21 protein-coding genes are annotated in these 25,549 nt (G+C 41.6%); 4 read left to right on the top strand and 17 right to left on the bottom strand.

The window, feature by feature from the left end:
• Positions 1-96 precede the first annotated feature (96 nt).
• Both nrdE and nrdF read left to right on the top strand, forming a co-directional pair.
• Positions 97-2,256: a class 1b ribonucleoside-diphosphate reductase subunit alpha gene (nrdE, locus tag HMPREF9186_RS09995; RefSeq protein WP_009732546.1), complete on the top strand. Its 2,160-nt coding sequence runs from the start codon at positions 97-99 to the stop codon at positions 2,254-2,256.
• Between the two features lie 112 nt (positions 2,257-2,368).
• Positions 2,369-3,328: a class 1b ribonucleoside-diphosphate reductase subunit beta gene (nrdF, locus tag HMPREF9186_RS09990; RefSeq protein ID WP_009732545.1), complete on the top strand. Its 960-nt coding sequence runs from the start codon at positions 2,369-2,371 to the stop codon at positions 3,326-3,328.
• A 110-nt stretch (positions 3,329-3,438) separates the two neighbouring features.
• Here nrdF and alaS read toward each other — a convergent pair whose 3' ends face one another.
• From alaS to HMPREF9186_RS09935, 11 genes are all read right to left on the bottom strand, one after another.
• A complete protein-coding gene (gene alaS / locus HMPREF9186_RS09985; RefSeq protein ID WP_009732544.1) occupies positions 3,439-6,057 on the bottom strand; it encodes an alanine--tRNA ligase in 2,619 nt (872 codons plus the stop codon).
• Positions 6,058-6,080: 23 nt separating this feature from the next.
• Positions 6,081-6,566, bottom strand: a complete 486-nt coding sequence (locus tag HMPREF9186_RS09980) for an LURP-one-related/scramblase family protein (RefSeq protein ID WP_009732543.1) — start codon at positions 6,564-6,566, stop codon at positions 6,081-6,083.
• 254 nt (positions 6,567-6,820) lie between these two features.
• Positions 6,821-7,765 (bottom strand): peptidylprolyl isomerase PrsA, encoded by a 945-nt coding sequence (prsA, locus tag HMPREF9186_RS09975; protein ID WP_009732542.1) that lies wholly within the window; start codon positions 7,763-7,765, stop codon positions 6,821-6,823.
• Between the two features lie 72 nt (positions 7,766-7,837).
• Entirely contained in the window at positions 7,838-8,557 is a 720-nt protein-coding gene (locus HMPREF9186_RS09970) for an O-methyltransferase (protein ID WP_009732541.1), read from the bottom strand.
• Between the two features lies 1 nt (position 8,558).
• The gene (gene pepF / locus HMPREF9186_RS09965; RefSeq protein ID WP_009732540.1) at positions 8,559-10,361 is read right to left on the bottom strand and encodes an oligoendopeptidase F; all 1,803 of its coding nucleotides are present in this window, start codon (positions 10,359-10,361) and stop codon (positions 8,559-8,561) included.
• Between the two features lie 263 nt (positions 10,362-10,624).
• Positions 10,625-10,807, bottom strand: coding sequence for a hypothetical protein (locus HMPREF9186_RS09960; RefSeq protein ID WP_009732539.1), 183 nt, complete (start codon positions 10,805-10,807; stop codon positions 10,625-10,627).
• Between the two features lie 312 nt (positions 10,808-11,119).
• Entirely contained in the window at positions 11,120-12,070 is a 951-nt protein-coding gene (locus HMPREF9186_RS09955; protein ID WP_009732538.1) for a competence protein CoiA family protein, read from the bottom strand.
• 75 nt (positions 12,071-12,145) lie between these two features.
• Entirely contained in the window at positions 12,146-12,721 is a 576-nt protein-coding gene (locus HMPREF9186_RS09950; protein ID WP_009732537.1) for a hypothetical protein, read from the bottom strand.
• Between the two features lie 167 nt (positions 12,722-12,888).
• Positions 12,889-14,061, bottom strand: coding sequence for an MFS transporter (locus HMPREF9186_RS09945; protein ID WP_009732536.1), 1,173 nt, complete (start codon positions 14,059-14,061; stop codon positions 12,889-12,891).
• A 71-nt stretch (positions 14,062-14,132) separates the two neighbouring features.
• On the bottom strand, positions 14,133-15,479 hold the full coding sequence (locus HMPREF9186_RS09940; RefSeq protein WP_009732535.1) for a DUF1958 domain-containing protein: 1,347 nt from the start codon (positions 15,477-15,479) through the stop codon (positions 14,133-14,135).
• Positions 15,480-15,667: 188 nt separating this feature from the next.
• On the bottom strand, positions 15,668-16,375 hold the full coding sequence (locus tag HMPREF9186_RS09935) for a glucosamine-6-phosphate deaminase (protein ID WP_009732534.1): 708 nt from the start codon (positions 16,373-16,375) through the stop codon (positions 15,668-15,670).
• Between the two features lie 307 nt (positions 16,376-16,682).
• On the opposite strand from HMPREF9186_RS09935, the gene queA reads away from it, so the two are divergent.
• Both queA and HMPREF9186_RS09920 read left to right on the top strand, forming a co-directional pair.
• Positions 16,683-17,711, top strand: coding sequence for a tRNA preQ1(34) S-adenosylmethionine ribosyltransferase-isomerase QueA (gene queA, locus HMPREF9186_RS09925; RefSeq protein WP_009732533.1), 1,029 nt, complete (start codon positions 16,683-16,685; stop codon positions 17,709-17,711).
• Between the two features lie 11 nt (positions 17,712-17,722).
• Positions 17,723-18,193, top strand: coding sequence for an arginine repressor (locus HMPREF9186_RS09920; RefSeq protein ID WP_009732532.1), 471 nt, complete (start codon positions 17,723-17,725; stop codon positions 18,191-18,193).
• A 30-nt stretch (positions 18,194-18,223) separates the two neighbouring features.
• Here HMPREF9186_RS09920 and HMPREF9186_RS09915 read toward each other — a convergent pair whose 3' ends face one another.
• The 6 genes from HMPREF9186_RS09915 to HMPREF9186_RS09890 form a co-directional block, all read right to left on the bottom strand.
• Positions 18,224-19,558 carry a dipeptidase gene (locus HMPREF9186_RS09915; RefSeq protein ID WP_009732531.1) on the bottom strand — a complete coding sequence of 445 codons (1,335 nt, stop codon included), beginning with the start codon at positions 19,556-19,558 and terminating at the stop codon, positions 18,224-18,226.
• A 17-nt stretch (positions 19,559-19,575) separates the two neighbouring features.
• Entirely contained in the window at positions 19,576-21,087 is a 1,512-nt protein-coding gene (locus tag HMPREF9186_RS09910) for a YfcC family protein (protein ID WP_009732530.1), read from the bottom strand.
• A 125-nt stretch (positions 21,088-21,212) separates the two neighbouring features.
• On the bottom strand, positions 21,213-22,157 hold the full coding sequence (arcC, locus tag HMPREF9186_RS09905) for a carbamate kinase (RefSeq protein WP_009732529.1): 945 nt from the start codon (positions 22,155-22,157) through the stop codon (positions 21,213-21,215).
• Between the two features lie 86 nt (positions 22,158-22,243).
• On the bottom strand, positions 22,244-23,260 hold the full coding sequence (gene argF / locus HMPREF9186_RS09900) for an ornithine carbamoyltransferase (protein WP_009732528.1): 1,017 nt from the start codon (positions 23,258-23,260) through the stop codon (positions 22,244-22,246).
• Between the two features lie 84 nt (positions 23,261-23,344).
• Positions 23,345-24,574, bottom strand: coding sequence for an arginine deiminase (arcA, locus tag HMPREF9186_RS09895; protein WP_009732527.1), 1,230 nt, complete (start codon positions 24,572-24,574; stop codon positions 23,345-23,347).
• A gap of 238 nt (positions 24,575-24,812) precedes the next feature.
• Entirely contained in the window at positions 24,813-25,502 is a 690-nt protein-coding gene (locus HMPREF9186_RS09890; RefSeq protein ID WP_009732526.1) for a Crp/Fnr family transcriptional regulator, read from the bottom strand.
• Between the last annotated feature and the right edge of the window lie 47 nt (positions 25,503-25,549).

Below are 25,549 nucleotides of genomic sequence, written 5' to 3'. Positions count from 1 at the left end.
TTAAATAGGGTCTAGCGTTAGCAACCTAACACTAGACTTTTTACTTGTAAAGAGAGGACTTCTTCTCTTCATTTTTTGAACTAGAAAAGGATTATTATGGGATTAAAATCTCTTGAAGACGTAACCTACTTCCGTCTTAATAATGAAATCAACCGTCCAGTTAACGGTCAAATCATGCTTCATAAAGATAAAGAAGCCTTGGATGCTTTCTTCAAAGAAAATGTTGGACCAAATACCATGGCCTTTGATTCAATAACGGATAAAATCAACTACCTTATTGAACACAACTATATCGAAACAGCCTTCATTCAGAAGTATCGTCCTGAATTTTTGGAAGAATTGGCCCAATTCATCAAAGATCAAAACTTCCAATTCAAGTCCTTTATGGCTGCCTATAAATTCTATAACCAATATGCTCTGAAAACAAATGATGGAGAATACTATCTCGAAAGCATGGAAGACCGCGTCTTCTTCAATGCTCTCTATTTTGCGGATGGAAATGAAGACATTGCCAAAGACATCGCAAATGAAATCATCCACCAACGCTACCAACCAGCTACTCCTTCTTTCTTGAATGCTGGACGTGCCCGCCGTGGGGAATTGGTCTCCTGTTTCTTGATCCAAGTAACCGATGACATGAATGCGATCGGACGCTCTATCAACTCTGCCCTTCAACTTTCACGTATTGGTGGTGGGGTTGGGATCTCCCTCAGCAACCTTCGTGAAGCTGGAGCACCGATCAAGGGCTATGAAGGAGCTGCCTCTGGGGTCGTTCCTGTTATGAAACTCTTTGAAGATAGCTTCTCTTACTCAAACCAATTGGGTCAACGCCAAGGAGCTGGGGTGGTTTACCTCAACGTCTTCCACCCAGACATCATCGCCTTCCTTTCTACTAAGAAAGAAAATGCCGATGAAAAAGTCCGGGTCAAAACCCTCTCACTTGGTGTCGTCGTACCTGACAAGTTCTATGAGTTGGCTCGTAAGAATGAAGAAATGTATCTCTTCAGCCCATACTCTGTAGAACGTGAATACGGAGTGCCATTTAACTACATCGACATCACTGAAAAATACGATGAGTTGGTCGCTAATCCAAACATCCGCAAGACAAAAATCAAGGCGCGTGATTTGGAAACTGAAATTTCTAAATTGCAACAGGAATCTGGTTACCCTTATGTAGTCAACATCGATACTGCTAACCGCGCAAACCCTGTCGATGGAAAGATCATCATGAGTAACTTGTGTTCAGAGATCCTCCAGGTTCAAGAGCCAAGCTTGATCAACGATGCCCAAGAATTCATTAAAATGGGGACTGACGTCTCCTGTAACCTTGGTTCAACCAACGTGGTTAATATGATGACTTCCCCTGACTTTGGTCGTTCGATTAGAGCTATGGTTCGTGCCTTGACCTTCGTCACAGATAGTTCTCATATCGTCGCTGTTCCTACTATCGACCACGGAAATAGCCAAGCGCATACCTTTGGTCTTGGTGCTATGGGACTTCACAGCTATCTTGCCCAACAATTGATTGAATACGGATCACCTGAGTCTGTTGAGTTTACGAGCATCTACTTCATGCTCATGAACTACTGGACTCTCGTGGAATCAAACAACATCGCGCGTGAACGTGGCGTTACCTTCCACAACTTTGAAAAATCAGACTATGCCAACGGTAGCTACTTTGAAAAGTACACGACCGGAGAGTTTGTTCCAAAATCTGATCGCGTCAAAGAACTCTTTAAAGATATCTTCATCCCTAGTGCAGAGGATTGGGCAGAACTGCGTGCTAAAGTTCAAGCAGATGGTCTTTACCACCAAAACCGCTTGGCTGTCGCACCAAATGGTTCTATCAGCTACATCAATGACGTATCTGCTTCTATCCACCCAATCACACAACGGATTGAAGAACGCCAAGAGAAGAAAATCGGGAAGATCTACTACCCTGCTGCTGGTTTGTCAACAGAAACCATTCCTTACTACACTTCTGCCTACGACATGGATATGCGCAAAGTCATCGATGTCTATGCTGCCGCAACTGAGCACGTAGACCAAGGACTTTCACTCACTCTCTTCATGCGCAGTGACATTCCAAAAGGGCTTTACGAATGGAAAACTGAAAACAAACAAACCACTCGTGACTTGTCTATCCTTCGCAACTACGCCTTTAACAAGGGAATCAAGTCTATCTACTACGTCCGTACCTTTACAGATGATGGTGGGGAAGTCGGTGCTAACCAATGTGAAAGCTGTGTCATCTAAGACGGCCCCAAGGTTCGCCCTTAAAAGTCGGTTCGCCGACTTTTTGTGCGTATTCTATCCATTTATGGTAGAATAGTAACGATTGAATGAATAGAAAAAGAAAGTGATGAAAATGGAAACTTACTACAAAGCCATTAACTGGAATGCTATCGAAGATGTCATCGATAAATCGACCTGGGAAAAACTGACCGAGCAATTCTGGTTGGATACACGTATCCCTTTGTCAAACGACCTAGATGACTGGAGAAAGTTGTCTAATAAAGAAAAAGACCTCGTTGGTAAAGTCTTTGGTGGATTGACCCTGTTAGATACCATGCAGTCTGAAACTGGTGTGCAAGCTCTTCGTGCAGATATCCGTACTCCCCACGAAGAAGCTGTCTTTAACAACATCCAATTTATGGAATCTGTCCATGCTAAATCCTACTCTTCCATCTTTTCTACCTTGAATACCAAGTCAGAAATCGAAGAGATTTTCGAATGGACCAATACCAATCCTTATCTTCAAAAGAAGGCAGAGATCATCAATGAAATCTACCTCAATGGAACCCCTCTTGAAAAGAAAGTCGCCAGCGTCTTCCTTGAAACCTTCCTCTTCTACTCTGGTTTCTTCACACCACTCTACTATCTTGGAAACAACAAGTTGGCTAATGTGGCCGAAATCATTAAGTTGATCATTCGGGACGAATCTGTTCACGGAACCTATATCGGCTACAAGTTCCAACTTGGATTTAACGAATTACCAGAAGACGAGCAGGAAAAACTCAAAGAATGGATGTATGACCTGCTCTACACCCTCTATGAAAACGAAGAAGGCTACACAGAGAGCCTCTATGATGGTGTGGGCTGGACAGATGAAGTTAAGACCTTCCTTCGTTACAACGCCAATAAAGCCCTCATGAACTTGGGACAAGATCCCCTTTTCCCAGACTCAGCGGATGACGTCAACCCAATCGTTATGAACGGAATCTCAACCGGTACATCCAACCACGACTTCTTCTCTCAAGTCGGAAATGGTTATCTTCTCGGTGAAGTAGAAGCCATGCAAGATGACGATTATAATTATGGTCTATAAGACAAAAACCTTTCCAGACGGAAAGGTTTTTTTGTTGCAATCTTTTTCTGATTGGAGCTACTTCTTTTTTGAAAAAAGAGGTCGGACAACCATCCAACCTCTTCTCTTTATTACAATTTACCTGATACGGCATCCAACAATTCTTGGATTTTCGCTTGGTTGCTTCCTCCTGCCATGGCCATGTCTGGTTTACCACCACCACGTCCATCAACGATTGGAGCCAATTCTTTAATCACATTACCTGCGTGTACATCTTTTGTCTTGCTGGCTACAAGGACATTCACTTTGTCACCGATGGCTGCGACAAGCACAAGGACATCAGAGTAATCTTTTTGTTTCCAATTATCCGCAAAGGTACGAAGAGCACCTGCATCTGATACTGAAACTTGGCTGGCAATGTAACGGTATCCGTTTGCTTCTTGAACATGTTTGAAGACATCACCTGCTGCCGCTGCTGCTGCTTTTTCCTTCAATTCTGCATTTTCTTTTTGTAACTGACGGAGTTGTTCCTGAAGTCCTTCCACCTTGTGAGGGACTTCTTTGAGTTGAGGAGCTTTCAAGGTTGCTGCGACTGCTTTCAGAGCATCTTCTTGTTCACGATAAGCTTCAAAGGCTTCCTTACCAGTCACTGCCAAGATACGACGAGTTCCTGATCCGATACCTTCTTCTTTGACAATCTTGAAGAGACCAATTTCAGAAGTGTTGCCTACGTGGGTACCACCACAGAGTTCCACTGAGTAGTCCCCGATGGTCACAACGCGGACTTCCTTACCATATTTCTCACCAAAGAGGGCCATAGCTCCCATTTCTTTAGCGGTGTCAATGTCTGTCTCAACAGTCTTGACTGCAATAGCTTCCCAAATCTTCTCATTGACTTCTTGCTCAATAGCGCGTAATTCTTCAGGAGTGACAGCTTGGAAGTGAGTGAAGTCAAAGCGAAGGAATTCTACTTCATTAAGTGAACCTGCTTGAGTTGCATGGTGGCCAAGGATATTATGAAGAGCTGCATGGAGCAAGTGAGTAGCTGTGTGGTTTTTCATGACACGGTGACGACGATTGCTATCAATCGCCAAAGTGTATTCTTGGTTCAAAGCAAGCGGTGCAAGAACTTCAACTGTGTGCAATGCTTGTCCGATTGGTGCTTTTTGAACGTCTGTCACAGTCGCTACCACGTTTCCTGCAGCATCTAAGATTTGACCGTGGTCCGCAACTTGTCCACCCATTTCAGCGTAGAAAGGTGTTTCTGCAAAGATCAGTGATGCAGTCCCTTCAGATACGCCTTCTACTTCTGCATTATCCGCTACGATAGCCACCAACTTAGAAGGCAATTGGCTAGCATTGTAGTTGAAGACACTTTCTACAGTGATGTTTTGAAGGGTTTCATTTTGCATCCCCATGGATCCACCTTTGACAGCAGATGCACGCGCACGTTCTTGTTGCTCTTTCATGGCTGCTTCAAAACCTTCACGGTCAACCGTCATTCCAGCTTCTTCAGCAATCTCTTCTGTCAATTCCACTGGGAATCCATAAGTATCGTAGAGTTTGAAGACATCTTGACCAGCGATAACCGTTTGGCCTTTTTCTTTCAAGTCTGCTACGATGCCTTGGGCAAAGTGTTGACCTGAGTGAAGAGTGCGGGCAAATGACTCTTCTTCGCTCTTAACGATTTTCTCAATAAAGTCACGTTTTTCAAGCACTTCTGGGTAGTAGCTTTCCATGATTTTTCCAACAGTTGGAACGAGTTTGTAGAGGAAAGGCTCATTGATACCCAATTTTTGACCATGCATAGAGGCACGGCGGAGAAGACGACGGAGGACATAACCACGACCTTCATTTCCAGGAAGGGCACCATCACCGATCGCAAATGAAAGCGAACGGATGTGGTCTGCAATCACCTTGAAGCTCATGTTGTCGCCATCTTGGTCGTAGACCTTACCAGACAATTTCTCTACTTCACGAATAATCGGCATAAAAAGGTCTGTTTCAAAGTTTGTCTTAGCCCCTTGGATCACTGCTACCAAACGCTCTAGACCAGCGCCCGTATCAATGTTCTTGTGAGGCAATTCCTTGTATTCGCTACGAGGAACAGCAGGGTCTGCGTTAAATTGTGACAAGACGATGTTCCAGATTTCGATGTAACGGTCGTTTTCGATATCTTCTGCAAGCAAGCGAATTCCAATATTTTCTGGGTCAAAGGCTTCTCCACGGTCAAAGAAGATTTCTGTATCTGGTCCAGAGGGTCCCGCACCGATTTCCCAGAAGTTGTCTTCGATTGGGATCAAATGACTTGGATCCACGCCCACTTCGATCCAGCGATTGTATGAATCTGTGTCATCTGGATAGTAAGTCATGTAAAGTTTGTCTTTCGGGAAGTCAAACCATTCAGGACTTGTCAAGAGTTCATAAGCCCAAGTAATGGCTTCATCACGGAAGTAATCCCCGATGGAGAAGTTCCCCAACATTTCAAACATGGTGTGGTGACGAGCCGTCTTCCCTACGTTTTCGATATCGTTGGTACGGATAGCCTTTTGCGCATTGGTAATCCGTGGGTTTTCAGGGATGATGGTTCCGTCAAAGTATTTCTTAAGGGTTGCAACCCCTGAGTTAATCCACAATAGGGTTGGATCGTTTACTGGAACCAAACTTACTGATGGTTCTACTGAGTGGCCTTTTGTAGCCCAGAAATCAAGCCACATTTGGCGGACTTGTGCACTAGATAATTGTTTCATATTTTCTCCTAATTCTTATTTAATTAATTGGCGCCAGTTTCCAACATTTCGACGTAATCGATGGCGACACAAAGCGAGATGACTAAATCCGCATACTCATCCTCATAGACCGATACTTGATAGGTCGAGGTGAGATGAAAGAGTTCTTTGCTAATCTCAGCGACGATTTGATCCCGATCATCGAATAGTTTAAAATCTAGATCCCAGATATTTCCTTGTACCCGAAGGCCCAAATCTTCAATATCATATTTGTCTCTAAAGACCGTCAACTTTTTATGGATAAAAAAGCGATCTCCTTTTTTCAACTCAACCACAAACTTTGGAAGAAGACTGACTGGTTTTTTAGTGATCTGACTGACTACTTCTCCATTTTTATCATAAATGGTAAAAGTCTTAGGAATTTTAAGAAAGGATCCCTCGACCTGGTAATCGACATTTCCTAACTCATCCTTAATATCGAACCGTTCACCGCCCAATCGAAATTTTTGTTTTACTTGATAGGTTCTCATCCTTCAATCTCCTTTGAAAAGCTCCAGGTAACTGCCCATAAACAAAAGACAAGCCACTAAACGAAGGGCGAAAAACCGCGGTACCACCTTCATTCAATGAACTTGTCATTCTTCATTTTGTATGCAATTGTCTCAGCCGAGTAGCAAAAATCATTTCTCTTCCATGGCTCGCACCCCCGCCACTTCTCTGACTCCGATATACAATGATTTATTCTCAACTATTTCATTATACAAGTTCCATAGGGAACCGTCAACTATTTTTTAGATGATGAGCTACTACCACTTGTTTCAACACCAATATTTTGTAAATATTGGTTAAAGGTTGATTTAAATGCATCATCTTTAACCTTGATATTGGCATTGGTCATCGCTTTGGCAATGATACTTCGGATGTAGTTGGTATCTTGCTTACGACCTTCGACAATGATCTCTTTCAGACGTTTTTCGTAGGTCTTCCAATCAGAAGCTTTTTCTGTCTTCTTATTTAACTTGACAATATAGTAGCTAGCAGAATAGTTTTGACCTGCTGAAACTGTAATCACGTCTGAAATCCCATTTTCATCCAACTTAAAGGCAGCTTCTTTGACTTGAGATGGAATATCTGCTGTTCCTGAATCGAACTTGACTTCGCCACCTTTGTCTTTTGTAGCAGTATCTGTCGAATTATCTTTAGCGATTTGGGCAAAGTCTGCTCCTTCAGCTTTAGCAGCTTCCAACACTTCTTTTGCTTTATCTTCAGAATCCAACTTAATAATTTGTGCTGTTACTTCTGGTGTGTAAGATTCAAAAGCCGCCTTGTAGTCTGACTCTTTGATATCTTTCTTAGCAGCTTGATTAACTGCATATTCCAACAACATATTGCTACGGATTTGTTTCTTCGCTGTTTCTTCCGTCAAGCCTTGTTGCGCCAAGTAAGCATCGAATTGGTTCCCCAATTGTTTCTTTTGTTTAGCCAATTCTTTATCGACTTCTTTATCAGAAACTTTTGATCCATATTCTTTTTCAAAGACTTTATTGATGGTCATTTGGAAAAGAACTTGTTGAGCACCTTGGTTTGTTTTGATTTCATCATAGAAATCAGAAACTGTAATCGTGTCCCCTTTCATGGTCACGACGTCTTTGTTTGTGCCATTGGCACATGCTGCTAGCGTTACGACTGATAGCAAGGTCACAGCACCTGCTACAAGTTTTTTCTTCATGAAAATTATTCTCCGTTCCTTTTTAAACTTCTTCTATTTTACCACAAATTAGAGAGAATACCTTAAAATTGCCTAAAATGAGCTAGGATCTGGCAAGGTTACCGTCTCTGCATTTTTACGAATCATCAAAATACCATCTCCAAGTGGCACCAAACTAGCGGTCAAATCTGGATGATTGAGAGTCGCATTAAAGAGATTTTGAAGCCCCCGGTAAATGGTTCGTTGCCCACGACGCACTTCCATGATGTCTTTGGCAACATCTCCCCCTTGGAAAATATCATCCAGTACCACAATTCCTCCAACTTCTAAGAGTTCGAGGATCCGTGGCAAAAAGACAATGTATTTAGACTTGGCTGAGTCCATAAAGACAAAGTCATAGGTCTCTGTTAAATCCTGTAAGACATCTACAGCATCTCCTTCAAGCAAGGTGATTTGCTTTCTCTGATCGTATTTAGCCAGATTTTCCTTAGCAAAACCAATCATTTCTTCATTTCGATCAATAGTGGTAATTTGTGCATTGGGAGCATGTTCAGCCATTAAGAGAGCTGAAAAACCAATTGCTGTCCCAATTTCAAGGATTTTCTTTGGTTGTAAAGCTTGCAAGAGTAGTCTAAAGTATGCTACCGTTTCATGCGGGATGATGGGAATATTTTCCTTGCGGGCGAATGCTTCTAATTCCTTCAGGGCACCAGCTACCGGCTTTTGACGGGTCCGCATAAAGTCAACGATCTCGTCTTTAACGACTGGCCGACGCATATTGTGGTTGGCATTTTTACTATAAGACTCTACCATTTTATGCGAGTCCTAATTTTTCTACTAGGGCTTCAAATTCATTCAAACGACGTTCAAAGACTGCAAAGGCTGCGTCCAAATAGTCTTCTTTTTCCATATCCACACCTGCTTTGCGGATGACATTTAGTGGATAATCAGAGTTTCCAGCCTTCAAGTAGTCGATATATTTGTCACGATCTTCTTGGGTTCCATGAACGATTTTTTCAGCTAGAGCTGAAGCTGCTGCAAAACCTGTTGAATATTGGAAAACGTAGTAGTTATAGTAGAAGTGAGGAATACGAGCCCATTCATATTGGATTTCAGGGTTGTCTTCTTTTGAAAGACCGTAGTATTTCTCATTGAGTTCTGCATAGAGGTTGTTCAAGAATTCACTAGTCAAAACGGTACCTTCTTGGTCTGCTTTATGGATAGCATGCTCAAATTCGGCAAACTGAGTTTGACGGAAGACGGTTCCACGGAAGCCATCCAAGAAGTGATTCAAAATAGCAAAACGAGTTGCATCGTCTTCTACTTCTTCTAGGAGACGTTCTGTCAAGATATTTTCATTGGTTGTAGAGGCAATTTCAGCAAGGAAAATAGAGTAGTCTCCATAGACATACGGCTGGGTTTCACGGGTGTAGCTAGAATGCATACTGTGACCAGTTTCATGTACCAAGGTGAAGAGGTTATCCAATGTATCTTGCCAGTTCAACAACATAAAGGCATTGGTATCATAAGAACCACCTGAATAGGCACCTGAGCGTTTTCCTTGGTTGACATGCACGTCGATCCACCGTTCGCTAAAGGCACGTTTCACACGAGAAAGATAATCCTCACCCAAAACAGCCAAGACTTCTTCTGCTTTGGCCAATGATTCTTCATAAGTAAACTTGTAGTCTGTATCGGATAATGGCGTATACATATCGTACATCTTCAAGTCTGAGATTCCTAGAATTTTTGAGCGCAATTGCACATAACGTTGCAAGAGTGGCAAGTGTTTGTTCACAGCTGCTACCAAGCTATCATAAACACTTTCTGGTACAAAGTTATCAGAAAGGGCTGCTTCACGGGCAGATGAGAATTTGCGAACTTTGGCATTGAAGTTGTGAACTTTTACATTGGTCTGCAAGGTTTTTGCATAGGTATGTTGGTACTGTTCATAGACCTTGTAGAGACCTTCATAAGCTTCTTTACGAACGGCACGATCTTTTGACTCTACCAAAGAAATATAGTTCCCATGTGTTAATTGAACTTCTTCACCCTTGTCATCATGCACAGTTGGAAAGACAATATCTGCATTGTCCAAAATTTCAAATGTTTCCCCACCAGCAGCAAAGATCTCACCAGCTCCTGCAAGTAATTCTTCCTCTTTTTGGGACAAGACATGTTCTTTTTTCTCTAGCAAACGATCAAAATAATGACCATATTGTTCCAAGGCTGGAACCTCACTCACAAAAGCCTTGTACTGCTCATCTGTAATGGCCATGAATTCAGGCTCATAGAAGGCAAAGGTTTCACCCAACAAGCTATAAAGCGACATCCCTTTTGATTGGTACTCTTGGTATTTAGCCACTCGTGTGTCTTGGTCATTTTTCATATGAGCATAGACGTAGACCTTTTCTAAACGACGGCTCAATTCCAAATATGCATTGGTTGTCTCCAAAAGCGTTTGCGCTGAATCCAACAAATGGCCAGCATAGTGGCTAGCTGCTTTAATATCTGCAGCTAAGCTAGCTGCTTCTTCTTCCCAAGCTTGATCTGTCGCAAAAATTGTCGACAAATCCCATTGGTATTTTTCATCAATTTCATTACGTTGTTTTACCATTTCGATTAATCCTCCAATGGTACTATTTTAGCATATTTCAAAAACTGTTTCCATTATTGCGCCATACGTTCTCAAACGTTTAAAAAACGCGTATTTTAGAAAATTATCGTTTTCGTCATTTTTCAATAATTGAAAAAAGTCGTATTCAAAATCGTATTCATTGCCCGCACAATCTAGAGAACGAGCCCGAGGGCTTTTTTTATTTTGTCCGTTATAATAGACAATCTAAAAAAATTGCCGTTATAACAGACAAAATGGAAAATTTATTTTATTTCTAATTCTTCCGCAAAATCATATAATTTTTCAGCTGTAAGCAAGGCCATTTTATCCATACTAGTTTTTCCTTTTCTAAGGTCAGATACTGTAGACCAAGGGACGTCTGCACCTTTAGCAATTGCGGTTGTACTTATTTCGCTATTTAATAACTTTTCTATTTGTTCTCTCATTTAACCACTCTCTTTACTTCCGTCTGCCTTTTAAAATCATAAGAAATACAAAAAATACGATTATGAAAATTGGTAAATATTTCATTCTTTTGCTCGATATGATATAATCATGGTAGGTCTAAGGGGCTTTCGCCCCAGCCTACCAGAGCCTTACTTGAACCGCTTTGCTTTGCGTGGCTTGCGTTCTTTTGGCTCTTTTTTTATTGCTATGATAACACTTGCGATCCCTGTTAATAAGGTTCCAGTTGCTACCATTAGTTCAGCAATCTCTGATAAAAATGAACATTTCGGGAGGATTTCTATCTTAGAAAGTTAGCTTTTCTGCTGAGCATAAAAACGTGGGGGATAAAGGATCTGAACAGGTTGGATCCCTTGCGACTGATAATAGGTCATAAACTGCTGGTAGTAATCTTCTACATCCTCTTCAATTTGAAGCAAGTTCTGTGAAAGGATAGGACGACAAAGAGGATAAAAGAAATCCAGCCCCAATTCCATTAGATGGTGTCCCTGCAAATAGAGTTCTTCTTGAAGTCTCATCCACTTTGGGTGACGGTAAAAGAGCTGCTGCTGCACATAGGTTAAAAATGTGCGATCCAGCACGACCGCCATTTGCTGCATGGGTTGCGAAAGATAAGGGGTACGCAAAACTTCAAGTAAGGACTTTTGACCAAAAGGGAAAATTTCTGTTTGATAATGCAATCGCCCTCGTAAATCCTCATGGATGAGGTATTGCAAACGTAGCTCTTTCTTTGAAAGATCCAATTCCCAAAGATGAAACCCACGATTCTGACTAAAATATAGAAAACCAGCCTGTAGTTTAGTCAGTCTTTCCTTGAGCCATAACTTTTTACCAAGTAACCAATAGACCTGATAACCATGGGATCGATAAGCATCACTTCTCTCCTTCAAACGCTCCAAAGATAAAGAGCTACACTGTACTTCCAAAGCTAACTTCTTATCTACTACTAAGAGATCTGCAATTTGTTGAAAATCTGCTAAATAACTTTCGACTTCTGTTCTAGATTCCTTAGAGGCCCAGTTATAAAGACTAGCTTTTAATTCCAGGTGTTCCAAACTCTCCGCTTCGTGATGGTAGGGACAATGCTGTAACTCTACATGGGCAAAATGAGCCCGTAGCACCGTGCCATTTTTAAGACGCACTGGACTGTTACAAGCTAAGCAATAGAAGGGTCCTTTACTGACGTCTGGGATCTCCTCCAGACAATTCCACCGCTTTTGATTCTTATCCATGGCAATAAACATAGCCCCACCTCCTCATCTATATCATTCGAAAAAAAAATAAGAAAAAGGCTGGAAATTTCCAACCTTTTCTTGCTATTATTCGTCAGAATCTGAATCATCACTGTCATCATCTGCAACAGGAGATTTACTCAATTCTTTCTGCATATCTTTCATTTCTTTACGAGTACTTTCCAACTCTTCTCGAGCATCTTTCAAGCTTTCGATCAAAGCTTCACGATCTTCTTTAGGAACAACAGTGCTATCTGAACCGATGCTTTCCAATCCTTCATTAAAGATATCTTTTTGGTTTTCCAATCCTTGCTTCAAGGCACTAATCGTTGCATCGTATTGCTCTTTTGCAGAACCCGTCACAGAAGCACCTGCTTCTTCAGTAATAGATACAGATTGATCCATTAATTTTGCAAACAACTTTTTGAAGTCTCCAACTGTTTTTGCTTTACTGATTTCAGCATCTGTTAAGAGACTAGAAGATGAAGTATCTTCTGAATCTGTTGAAGTATCCTTACTTTTTGAAGTGTTGGCAGATTTGCTCGTCACTTTAGTAGTTGATTGACTATTTGAAGTTTCCTTCTTTGTTTCTTGCTTATTTGAACAAGCAGCTAGGGAAACAATCGTCAAAAGAGCAGCTGTCGATAAGATCATTTTTTTCATAAAATGGTCTCCTTTATTTTTATTTTACCTCATTCTATCATCGAATACTTTGATTGTCAAATTAATTACTAGTTCTTGATAATATCAAAAAAATTGGACAGAACACGATGAAATCAGTATTTCTGTCCAATTCCTCTGTAGCTAGTCGTACAATTCTAGCAAATAAATTATTCTACATTGCCACCAAAAAGGCTGTGAGATCTTCCTTGGGGCATTTTTAAAGCAAAGGTCATTACAAAAACGATTCCTACTACTCCTGCTAAAAAGAGGCTCATAAGTTGATAGCCGCCGTATTCAATAAAGTGTGCAGCCAGTGGTTGTAATAGAATCGTACCTAGGTAGCGTGCCCCCTGTACAATAGCCATAGCAAGAACCAAGTCTTTCCCCTTCACCTGTTGGGCAATAAACCGTAAGGAAACCATAACCAAAACCATGCCTGTCGTATGCTTGGCTAAGAGTGTCAGGAGCACTTTTAAGAAGACAGAACTTGGAAGAGCATAGACGGCATATTGAGCGAAAATAATCCCGATTGGAAGAGCGATCAAAACCCGTAAAGGCCAGTGGTCCATGAATCGATCGGAGAAAAAGATCAAAGGAGCTTCTACTACAACTGAGATAGCCACAACCGTTGAGGCAATATGAACCGGTAGACCACTATCCATCAGCAACTCAGGAATATAGGTGTGACCGATATTACCAACCCCTGAAGCCAAGCCAATCAGAATAATAAAGAAGAGATAAGGACCGTTGTGAAGAAGAGGGCAAATAGAAACGGTCTCTTTTTCCTTCTCTATAACTGTCTCTTTTTCCTTCATTCGAACGGCACTCAGACAGAAAATACTTAGGACAATCGTGATTAAGACCGTATAATAGACTGCTTGGGGACTAAACTGATGATAGACCCAGCCGGCTATTTGTACTCCAACTGAGTAGCCAATCGTTCCCCAAACGCGAATCTTCCCAAAAGCGTAAGGACTTTGCGTTGCAAAAACTTCCATCATGGGAGCTGTTCCATTCAAACAGACTAGAACGATTCCATAAAAAACTGTCAGCCAAAAGAGATTGGGAGCCCAAAGAAAACCTAAGACTCCACCTATGATAATGCTCAGACTGAGGGTTGTCATTTTTACGATTCCAAATCGTTCATTGATATACCCAAAGAAGGGTTGGGCTACCATGGATAAGAAAAAGGCAACAGATACCAGGGTCGATACTTGGGTGGCACTATAGTGTTTCCCCATCAAATAGACAGAAATTAAGGTCGTAAAGAGGGAGGTAGACATAAAATAAAAACTATAGAGTAGCATATAAGCTGCATAAGAATTACGGAATTTTTTCATTTACATCCTTTCTAAAAGTATCCTAATGGAACAATGACAAAACCCAACCGACAATCAGTTAGGTTTTATTCTTAATCTTTATAATAGCGCTTTTGGGCGTCTCTTTTGCGTCGATCTCGACTTTGTTTTTCAATCGAGAGAATGATGACAAGAATGAGAATCGGAATCAAAATCAGGAAGTGATCTAGCGAAAGCCATTTACTTTGCTTGGCAGTCGTCTTTTTTCCACTTTCTGTTTCTTTGACAAGCTCTGGCTTGGCCCCTTCTTCCACCTTCATATCATCTCGGATTCCTTCAGACAGAGTATAGAGACCATTATCCACTGTCAAATACCCATCTTTTACTGCAAGTGTGGGCTCTTTAGCTCCCTTTTTCACCGTTGCATAGAATGGTTTTTCGAGTGTATAGGTCTTGCCATCAATCTGCTGGACACCAGAATCCAATAATTTCTTATAGCCAAAATCTTTATAGGCTTTTTCGATCAAGGCATTCCCAAATGGGTGACGGTAATATTCCCCATCTTGGTCTGCCCAATCTCCAACCCCCATGATCACAGCAATTAAGCGCTGATTGCCCCGTTTGATGGTCGCGATATAGTTGAAAGCTCCACGAGGACTTGATCCAGTTTTTAAACCATCCACACCTTTCAAAGCATACTTGGCTCCTGGCAATGAATAATTGTAGGTATCAAAGGTTTCCTCATACGGAGTTCCTTTTTTGACCGTGACTTGAGCTTGATTGGTATAGTTTAAAATATCTGGGTATTGATTGATAAAATGATAGACCAAAATCCCTAAATCACGCGCAGTTGTCTGGTTGGCCGCATCATTTGGATAATTGTTTACCTGATAATAGCCTTGCAAGGTGGAGATGGCCGCCCCACTCGGGTTATTCCAGACCGTATTGGTCATCCCCAATTCCTTAGCCTTGGCATTCATGCGCTCAACAAAAGCATCTGGATCATTGTTGGACATGAGATTGGCCAACATAAGGGTCGATACATTTGAGGATGGAACCACTGTCATGGTAATCAACTCAGGAATGGTATAGTCTACTCCAGCAACAATATTATTATTTGAGATCTCATAGATCTTACCGATCGCTTGATCTGAAGCGGTCGCCTTGATCACTGTATCTTTACTGATCTTGCCATTTGCCATATCTTCAAACAAGAGATAGAGCGTCATGAGCTTACTCATGCTGGCCGGATCTCTGACTTCATCGATATTGTCTTTCCAAAGAACATTTCCCGTATTGCCGTCAATAATGAGCGAAGAATGTGGACGGTTAATGGCTTGGACATTGTCATTTGGATACATCTTTTGCGCCATATCCACCAACTCATCCGCACTAGCTAGAATTGGCTGGCATAAGAGACTCAGAAGGAGGCAAATAGACATCAAATATTTTTTTATCATAAACTTTTCCTTTATAACAGACTAATCAGCTGGAGGTTGAAACAAGCTTCTAGCCCTCATGCTCTTTTCTCTTGTCTCCCAGTAGATGAAAAGAGCTAATCCCAGCAGATAATTACTTGTATTGTACCATACTTTGAAGCAGAAAAAAACCTATCTGGCCCGAATAAATCGGCGATAGGTCCTGTTTTTTATCGACTTAACAAGCTCAAAGCTTCCTTATCCGCAATAATGGTCACATTTGGATGGCCTTGAAGGGCACTAGCTGGCACTTTTTCTGTCCTTTCACCCTCTACCGTACCTTTGATCGCTTGGGCTTTCGATTCCCCATAGGCAAACAAGACAATTGATTTCGCAGCTAAGATATTGGCAATCCCCATCGAAATGGCTTGAGTTGGTACATCTTCGATCTTATCAAAGAAACGAGAATTGGCCTCAATGGTAGAGTCATCCAACTGAACTAAGTGGGTCTGACTATCAAAGGATGTTCCTGGCTCATTAAAACCGATATGCCCATTTCGTCCGATTCCCAATATTTGAAGGTCTACTGGATGGTCTTCGAGTATTTTGTTATAACGGATCACTTCTTGATCGGCAGATTCTTCTACACCAGATGGGAGATAGCTTTCTTTGAATGGTTTGGCATCAAAGAGATGTTTCTCCATGAAATACCGATAAGATTGAGGATCATCTCCTGTCAAGCCTACGTATTCATCTAAGTTCACACTGATTAGATTAGAAAGATCCAAATTACTTTCACGAATTTGTTTATAAAACTCAAGGGGACTGCTTCCAGTCGCAAGACCTAAGGTTTGCGCACCTTCCTGTAAAGTTTCTTTCAATATATCAAAGGCAACTTTTCCACCCTCAATTTGGTCCTTTACTTCAATAATTTTCATTGGATAGACCTCCTATTTCTCTATGCTTTTATTATATGGTATAGACCAATTTTTGTCAAGTGACACCGCTATCTTTTTCTGGCATTTTTTTCATTTTCAAGTCGATTCGTGATATAATGAAAGGTATGATTGTATCAATATTATTCATCATTTTTTTGATCGGACTCCTTGTCTTTCTCTTATCTTTCTTGATTCACCAAAGAAAGATTCTCAAGGTCCTGATCTTTTTGATGGGAACTGTCCTGATGCTTTTAGCTATCGGGACAACCATCTATCTACTCACAAATTTATTATAAAAGGAGCGCAAATGAATACCAACGACTTTGACTTTGATTTGCCTGAAGAACTGATTGCCCAAACCCCTCTTGAAAAACGAGATGCCTCTAAACTCTTGATCCTGGATCGAAAAACAGGGCAATTCCAAGATCGTCATTTTGATGCAATTTTGGATGAATTGGAGCCAGGAGATGCTCTTGTCATGAACAATACGCGCGTACTGCCTGCCCGTCTTCACGGCGTCAAGCCAGAAACCGGAGGTCACGTCGAATTCCTTCTCCTCAAAAATACGCAAGATGACTGTTGGGAAGTCTTAGCAAAGCCTGCTAAACGATTAAAAGTAGGCGCTTCCGTAAGCTTCGGAGATGGTCGATTGACTGCCACCGTCGAGGAAGAATTGGAACACGGAGGCCGTATCGTTCGCTTCCACTATCAAGGCATCTTTTTAGAGGTCTTGGAAAGTCTTGGTGAAATGCCACTTCCTCCCTATATCCATGAAAAGCTGGCTGACCGCGAACGCTACCAAACCGTTTATGCTAAAGAAAACGGTTCTGCTGCAGCCCCAACGGCAGGTCTTCATTTCACCCAAGAATTACTCCAAAAGATCGAAGCCAAAGGGGTTCACCTGGTCTATTTGACCCTTCATGTGGGCCTAGGAACCTTCCGTCCAGTATCTGTGGACAATCTTGAAGACCATGAGATGCACTCTGAATTTTACCAACTTTCTGAAGAGGCTGCTGCGACCCTTCGTCAGGTAAAAGCTGCAGGGAAACGCATCATAGCTGTTGGAACGACTTCTATTCGAACCCTTGAAACGATTGGCAATAAATTTGCAGGTGATATCCAAGCCGATTCCGGCTGGACCAATATTTTCATTAAACCAGGTTATGAATGGAAAATTGTCGATGCCTTTTCGACCAACTTCCACCTTCCAAAATCAACTTTGGTCATGTTGGTTTCTGCCTTTGCTGGCCGTGAATTAACCCTTGAGGCATACCACCATGCTATTCAAGAACGCTACCGCTTCTTCAGTTTTGGGGATGCTATGTTCATCAAGTAAAGGAGGCCCTCATGAATAAAATCGAAAGTCGCCACCGCTTGATCCGTTCCATCATTTCTGAGCGTCGCATTCACACTCAGCAGGAACTCCAAGAGGCCCTAGAGGCCAATGGAGTTCTTGTAACCCAGTCGACTCTCTCAAGGGATGTCAAATCCTTGAACCTAGTAAAGATAAACGAAGGAGATAGTTCTTACTATGCTATGAACACTATCGCTCCTTCCCGCTGGGAAAAGCGCCTGCGGATGTATATGGAAGATGCCTTAGTCATGTTGCGGCCCGTTCAAAACCAGGTCGTCGTAAAAACTCTTCCAGGACTCGCTCAATCCTTTGGAGCTATCTTAGATGCACTGGAACTGGATCAAATCGTAGCCACCATCTGTGGGGATGATGTCTGTTTGGTCATCTGCGAAGACAACCAAGGAGCTTTGGATTGCTTTGAAAAATTAAAAGAATTCACCCCACCCTTCTTCTTTAGTAAATAAAAAGTTTGGAAAGCAAGTTTCCAAACTTTTTTATCTTGTCGCTAAGCGCTGAATCGCTTCTCGATAGATTTCCATTGCAGCATAGAGATCTTCAATCTTTGCTCGTTCATTGGCCTGGTGCTCGGTCTGTTCTGCACCTGGGAAAAGAGCGCCAAAAGCGACACAGTTTTCCATGGTCCGCGCAAATGTCGCACCACCCGAAGACATGGCTGGCGTCCTGTCCCCAGTTTCTTCCTGATATACAGCCATCAAAGAGCTGACTAAAGGACTATCTAACGGCACATATAACGGAGCCAAATAGTCAAATTCTTCATACTCCAACTGATAGCTAGCCGCAATTTCTTGCAGACGAGCCACTAAAGCTTCCTTGTCTGCTAAAACTGGAATTCGAATATCAATCCCGATTTCGGATTGCTCTTGATCGATCACAAGGGTCGCAAGGTTGAAGGATAGAGCCCCACTTGGTTCATCTTTGATTTCACCGAAGAGAGCTGCTCCTGTCGCGTCTTCTCCAACGGCATCTGCGATGAAAAGCAAGGCTGGATGAGGCTGAATCAGAGAAAGACTTTCCGCTAAGCCGACAATGGCATTGACTCCTTCAGCTGCATCTTTAGAATGCTTGGACACACCCATAACCGTTACAGAATTTTCTGTTTGGCTATACTGAACCCCACTTTGATCCAAAACAGGGAGCAATTCTTCCAAACGATGACCAGCATAAGTTGCTTTATCTGGAACTACGTTGAGAGCTTGACCAGCCTGTAAGGGAAGATCATCCCAACCTGGACCATGCAATTTCACTTGTAACAAACCTTTTTCAGCATAAGTTAAAGGGAAAGAGGAATCCGGTGCAAAGCCAAGTTCTGCTTGTTCTTCCATTTGATTGTAGCGGTTCATGCAGCGCCACAAGGTTTCCTCATCTGTTCCAAAGATAAAACGAATCCGTTTGGTAAACTGGATGCCGTCATCCAACAAACTCTTGACAGCATAGAGGGCAGCAAGGGATGGCCCCTTATCATCCTGTATCCCTCGGCCTACTAAATAATCACCGACAATGGTCGCTTCAAAAGGTGGCGTTTGCCAATCTTCTAAATCACCGGCTGGAACAACATCCAAGTGACAAAGAACGGCCAGGAGTTCTTCCCCCTGACCGATCTCTGCATATCCATAGTATCCTTCAGGATCTATATAGGTTTGAAAACCTAATTCTCGAGCAAGCTCTAAGGTTTTTTCTAGGACATCTTGGATAGCTTGTCCAAACGGTGTTCCATTTTCCCCTTCATTTAATACAGAAGGATAAGAAATGATGGTTTGAAGCGAGTTTAAAAACTGCTCTTTTACATCGTCATTTATTCTATTTTTCATGAAACACCTACATTATTCTATTGCAAGAATGGAACCACAGTTCCGAGTAGAAGAAGGGCAATGGTGATCACAACAATCGCTACGACCAATTTACCCATGAATTTCCACCATGCACTCAAGTCAACACGTCCAAGAGCAAGAGCTCCCATTACGATACCTGAAGTTGGTGCGATCAAGTTCAAGACACCAGATGCAGATTGGTAAGCTGTAACAATCAAGCTACCTGGTACATTGACGAATTTACCAAGAGGTGCCATGATACCCATTGTCGCGCTGGCAAGACCAGATGATGATGGGATCAAGAATGACATTGGCAAGTAGAAAATGTAAGTCAAAACAATAAACAATTGAGATGAAAGACCTTTCAGTCCTTCTTCACCCCAGTGAAGAATTGTCGCAGTGATCATACCGTCATTCATGATGACTTGGATACCACGTGCTACTGCTACGATAAGCGCAACACTCAAGAGGTCAGCTGCACCATTCATAAAGGATGAAATAATTTTATCTTCTTTCAAGCCATAAATGATACCAACAAGGATTCCCATGAAGGCAAAGAGCATAGCTGTTTGAGGGAAGTACCAAGTACCAAGAGCATCTGTATTACCGATCAATTGACCAAGGTAAGGAACTTTATGGAGAGATTCGTTAAAGCTGTCAAAGAATGTAATACCCAAATCTTTGAATGGGATAAATCCTGCAACCATGATGACGAACGTTGAAATGAAGACGATCAAGACACGTTTTTGTTTCTTGTTCATTTGTGAAGGAATTTCTTCGCCACTATCAACGTTGAAGTGTTTCAAATCTTCTTCACGAGTTGCATAGGTGAGAGATTTGGTTGGGTCTTTTTGAACCTTATCTGCATAACGGTACACGTAATATGTGCTAAGTCCTGTCAAAACGATCCAGAAGATCACACGAAGTAAGAGACCAGAGGCACTTGAGATACCTGCAGTATCAGAAGCGATAACTGTCGCAAATGGGTTCAAGGTTGAGGCCAAACATCCGATTTGTGATCCTAAGAGGATAATAGCTACCCCTGTCAAACTGTCAAAACCAACGGACATCATAACAGGTACAAGAAGTGGATAGAAGGCCATGGTTTCTTCACCCATACCATAAGTTGTCCCACCAAGGGCAAACAATGGCATCAAGATCAAGATCAACATTTTTTCGCGGCCTTTGTATTTACGAACGATAGAAGCAATCCCTACATCAAGGGTACCTGTTTCGTTCACAACACCAAGGAAACCACCGACCATCAAGATAAAGAAGGCTACGTCAATCGCTGCACTGGTTGGTGCTTTACCAAGCATGGCATTGATTGGGGCCATCAAGACGTCCCAAATCCCTTGAGGATTTTGTTTCACAGCTTCATAACTACCTGCGATGATGGCACCACCATCGTCAACCTTGTATTGACCAGCTGGAATAATCCAAGTTAACACTGCCATAATGGCAATGATGATTAACAACACGGAAAAAGATGAAGGCATCTTAAATGCTTTTTTCTTTTTTTCACTCATTTGTCTTCCTCCTAACGCAACAAAGTGTGAGTGATATCTTACAAGGTTTCCCTTGTAAAACGCTTACCTATAGGTTTATTCTATCACAATAAGCTTTAAAATACTAGTTTTTTCCTAATCTTTCATTAGTCTTTTTGGATGATTGTTCCACTTTCAGACTCAATCAAAGCGCCAAGGTTTTCAAGTGAAGTGATGACTGCTTTTCCTTCTGGACGACCATTTACAAAGGCGATCGCAGCTTCTACTTTAGGAAGCATGCTTCCTGGTGCAAATTGATCTTGTTTGATGTACTCTTCCAATTGAGCGACATTGACATGTTCCAATTTTTCTTGGTCTGGTTTGTTGTAGTTTACAAAGACATAGTCCACTCCTGTCAAAACGATGAAGAGGTCTGCTTCTACCAATTCAGCCAAACGTTGAGATGCAAAGTCTTTATCGATAACGGCTTCAACACCAGTCAAGCTACCATTTGCTTCTTTCACAACTGGGATACCGCCACCTCCAGCAGCGACAACGACTTGACCGTCGTTCAACAAGGTACGGATAGTATTAATTTCTTTGATATCCACTGGTTTTGGTGAAGCCACAACTTTACGCCAGCCACGACCAGCATCTTCTTTGAAGGTTGCTCCAGATTTTTCAGCTTCTGCTTTCGCTTCTTCTTCTGAGTAGAATGGACCGATTGGTTTGCTGAGGTTAACGAAGGCTGGGTCGTTCTTATCCACAACGACTTGTGTTACAACTGAAGCCACGTCTTTTTCAATTCCTTCTTCAAGAAGAGCATTTTGAAGAGCATTTTGAAGCCAGTAGCCAATGCTTCCTTCGGTCATAGCAACTAATGAATCCAATGGGAAAGCTGGGTTCTTTTCAGAGTTTGCTGCCAAGTGTTGGAGCAAGAGGTTTCCTACTTGAGGACCATTTCCGTGAGTGATGATCAAGTCATCCCCATTTTTGATTAATTTTACTAAGTGTTTTGCTGTTTCTACAAGTGCTTCTTGTTGAGCTTTTGCAGAAGGATCAGATGAAAGGATGGCGTTTCCTCCCAAAGCAACGACGATTTTTCTTGACATAGGTTTTCCCTTTCTATAAAAAATAGGGGCAGGACTAAAGCTAGCAGTCCAGCCCCTATAGCTGTTGGTATACGGTTATAAAAGTCTTAAACTTTTGGAATGTACAAGTTACCAAGAGTAGCTGCCATCACCGCTTTGATGGTGTGCATACGGTTTTCAGCTTGGTCAAAGTGGCGAGCATATTTGCTACGGAACACTTCGTCAGTAACTTCCATTTCTTTTACGCCGAATTTTTCAGCAACATCTTTACCATAAACAGTGTTTGTGTCGTGGAAAGCTGGCAAGCAGTGCAAGAAGATCAAGTCTTCGTTATCAGCTTTCTTAACCAATTCCATGTTTACTTGGTAAGGTTTCAAAAGGGCAACGCGTTCTGCAAATTTGTCTTCTTCACCCATAGATACCCAAACGTCAGTGTAAAGTACATCTGCACCTTTCACAGCTTCGTCAGCATCTTCAGTGATCAAGATATGAGCACCACTTTCTTTTGCGAATCCTTCTGCCAATTTAACAATTTCTTGTTCTGGGAAGAGTTCTTTTGGTGAGAAGATATGTACGTTCACACCAAGGATAGCACCTGTTACAAGAAGGCTGTTTGCAACGTTGTTACGTCCGTCACCACAGTATACAAGTGTCAAACCTTCCAAACGTCCAAAGTTTTCTTGAACAGTCAAGTAGTCAGCAAGCATTTGTGTTGGGTGCCATTCGTCAGTCAAACCATTCCATACTGGAACACCTGAGAATTCAGCCAATTCTTCAACCATACGTTGGCTGAATCCACGGAATTCAATACCGTCAAACATACGTCCAAGAACTTTTGCAGTATCTTCTGTAGATTCTTTTTTACCAAGTTGGATGTCGTTTGCACCAAGGTATTCTGGGTGAGCACCAAGGTCGATGGCTGCAGTAGTGAAGGCAGCACGAGTACGAGTTGAAGTTTTTTCAAACAAAAGCGCAATGTTTTTACCAGCTAGGTAGTGGTGTTGGATGTTGCGTTTTTTAAGGTCTTTCAAGTGAGCTGAAAGTCCGATAAGGTATTCTAACTCAGCACGTGTAAAGTCTTTTTCTGCCAAGAAGCTACGTCCTTGGAACACTGAATTTGTCATTCTAATTGTCTCCTATTTTCTTTCTAGTATTGATGAGTAAGAAGGCTGAGCTGATACACTAAGACCAGCTCGCGATCTCCTACATTAGATTTCTTCACGTTCAAACGGCATTGACATACAACGAGGTCCACCACGACCGCGAACCAATTCACTTCCGCGGATCTTGATTAAACGAAGTCCGTATTCTTCTAATTTCTTGTTGGTAACAGTGTTACGGTCGTATACGACTACCACACCTGGTGCGATTGTAAGAGTATTTGATCCGTCGTTCCATTGTTCACGCGCAGCAGCAACGATGTTGCCATCTCCACATGGAATTAATGTAACTTTTTCAACACCAAGGTTTTCAGCAAGCAATTCAGCCAAATCACCTTTTTCTTCAACGATCTTCAATTGTTCGTTTTCATAAGTTACAGAGAAGACGCGAAGGTTACCTTGGATTTCTGGGTGGATTGTGAATTTATCGTAGTCCACCATTGTAAATACTGTATCCAAGTGCATGAATTTACGGTTGTTAGCAAATTCGAAGGCCAATACTTTCTTGAAGCCAACGTTCTTCTTGAAGATGTTTACCAACAATTTTTCGATTGATGCAGCATCAGTACGTTGTGAGATACCAACTGCCAATACATCTTTAGAAAGGACCAACTCATCTCCACCTTCGATACGAGTATCTTCTTCACGGTTGTAGACAAGTTCAACTTTTCCACCGTAAACTGGGTGGTATTTGAAGATGTATTTACCATACAAAGTTTCACGGTTACGTGTATCTGCGTACATGTGGTTCAATGATACTGCATTACCAATTGTCGCAAATGGGTCACGTGTGAAGTACAAGTTTGGCATTGGGTCGATTGCAAATGGATAGTCAGATTCAACAAGGTCTGTCAATCCTTTTGCTTCTTCAGGAATTTCTGGAAGTTCAGCTTTTTGAACCCCTGCCATTGTTTTTTCAACCAATTCTTGGTTGTCTTCAATGCTGTGAAGCAATTCACGAATCGCAACTTTTGTTTGGCGTCCACGAATGTTCGCTTCTTCAAGGTATTCTTCGATGAACTGATCGCGAATTTCTGGAGAAGTCAATGACTCAGCAGCTAACTGTTCAAGATAAAGTACTTCGATACCTTCGTTACGAAGTGCTTCAGCAAATGCATCGTGTTCTTTTTGAGCATCTTCCAAGAATGGAATATCATCAAAAAGAAGACGTTCAAGATAGTCAGGCATCAAGTTTTCCAACTCTTTACCTGGACGGTGCAAACAAACTTTTTTCAGTTTTCCAATTTCTGAGAAAACATGAATTGGGTGTGTAGACATCTATAGTCCTCCTTTTTCTTGCGGTTTAGTGTTACCTAATCCCGTTTACAGGTTTTATTTTATCACCAGTTGGTACCGTTTTCACAAAGGATTCTACTTTCCAAAAGCTAAGAATTTGGCATTTTTTTGAATGATTCTTATATTTTAGTTAATATGAAGCGTTTTCTTTGCATATTTTATCCTTAATATTATTTTTATGAATATATATTTTTTTGTAAAATTAAAAAAAGATCAACTATTAGTCGATCTCTTCAAAACTCTTTAAAAAGTAGCTGCTGTCTATAAATCTTAATTGCTTTCTCTCATACTGTATCTTTTGAGAATCCATTAATTTCTTTAAAACTTGATTAACCGTTTCTCGTGTTGTTGCGGCCAACTTGGCCATTTCCTTCATGCTGATTGGAAATGGGAGCTGATTCCCAAGGGCTTCATAATCCTTGCAAAGAATCGCTAACGATTGAATGACACGCTCACTGGCACTGGCTGTTACAACATTGCGCAGCCGTAACTCCTGAAATTTTAAAATAGAGGAGAGCTTTCTCGTAATAAAGAGCAACTGCTCCTTGCTCTCTTGGGCATACAATTCATAGAGATTAACAGGGATGACGAAACAACGCAAGTCTGTTACTGCACTGGCTGTATAGTGATAGCGCTCATCCTGGAACATCCCACCATAAGGGAACATGGCCCCCTTCTTTATATAATCCATATAGGAGAATTGATCCGCTGAATCGAATTGCTCAATGCGAGCAAAGCCTTTTTCAAGAAGAAAAATACGATCTCGCTTATCTCCTGCAAAAAATAGAATTTGTCCTTTTGGGATATCCCTGGCATGAATTTCAACAGCTAATTTATCAAATAGCTCCACTGGTATCGCAGAAAAAGCTGGATGCGAGCGAAGCAACTGGTAATCATCCTTTGTAATCATGTCTATACTCCCTCTTATTTCTAATATTAGTATAACATACTTTTTGA

This window comes from Streptococcus sp. F0442 (genome assembly GCF_000314795.2).
Taxonomy (GTDB): Bacteria; Bacillota; Bacilli; order Lactobacillales; family Streptococcaceae; genus Streptococcus.
Note: the sequence above shows the minus strand (reverse complement) of the source record. Positions and strands in the feature narration are given on the sequence as shown.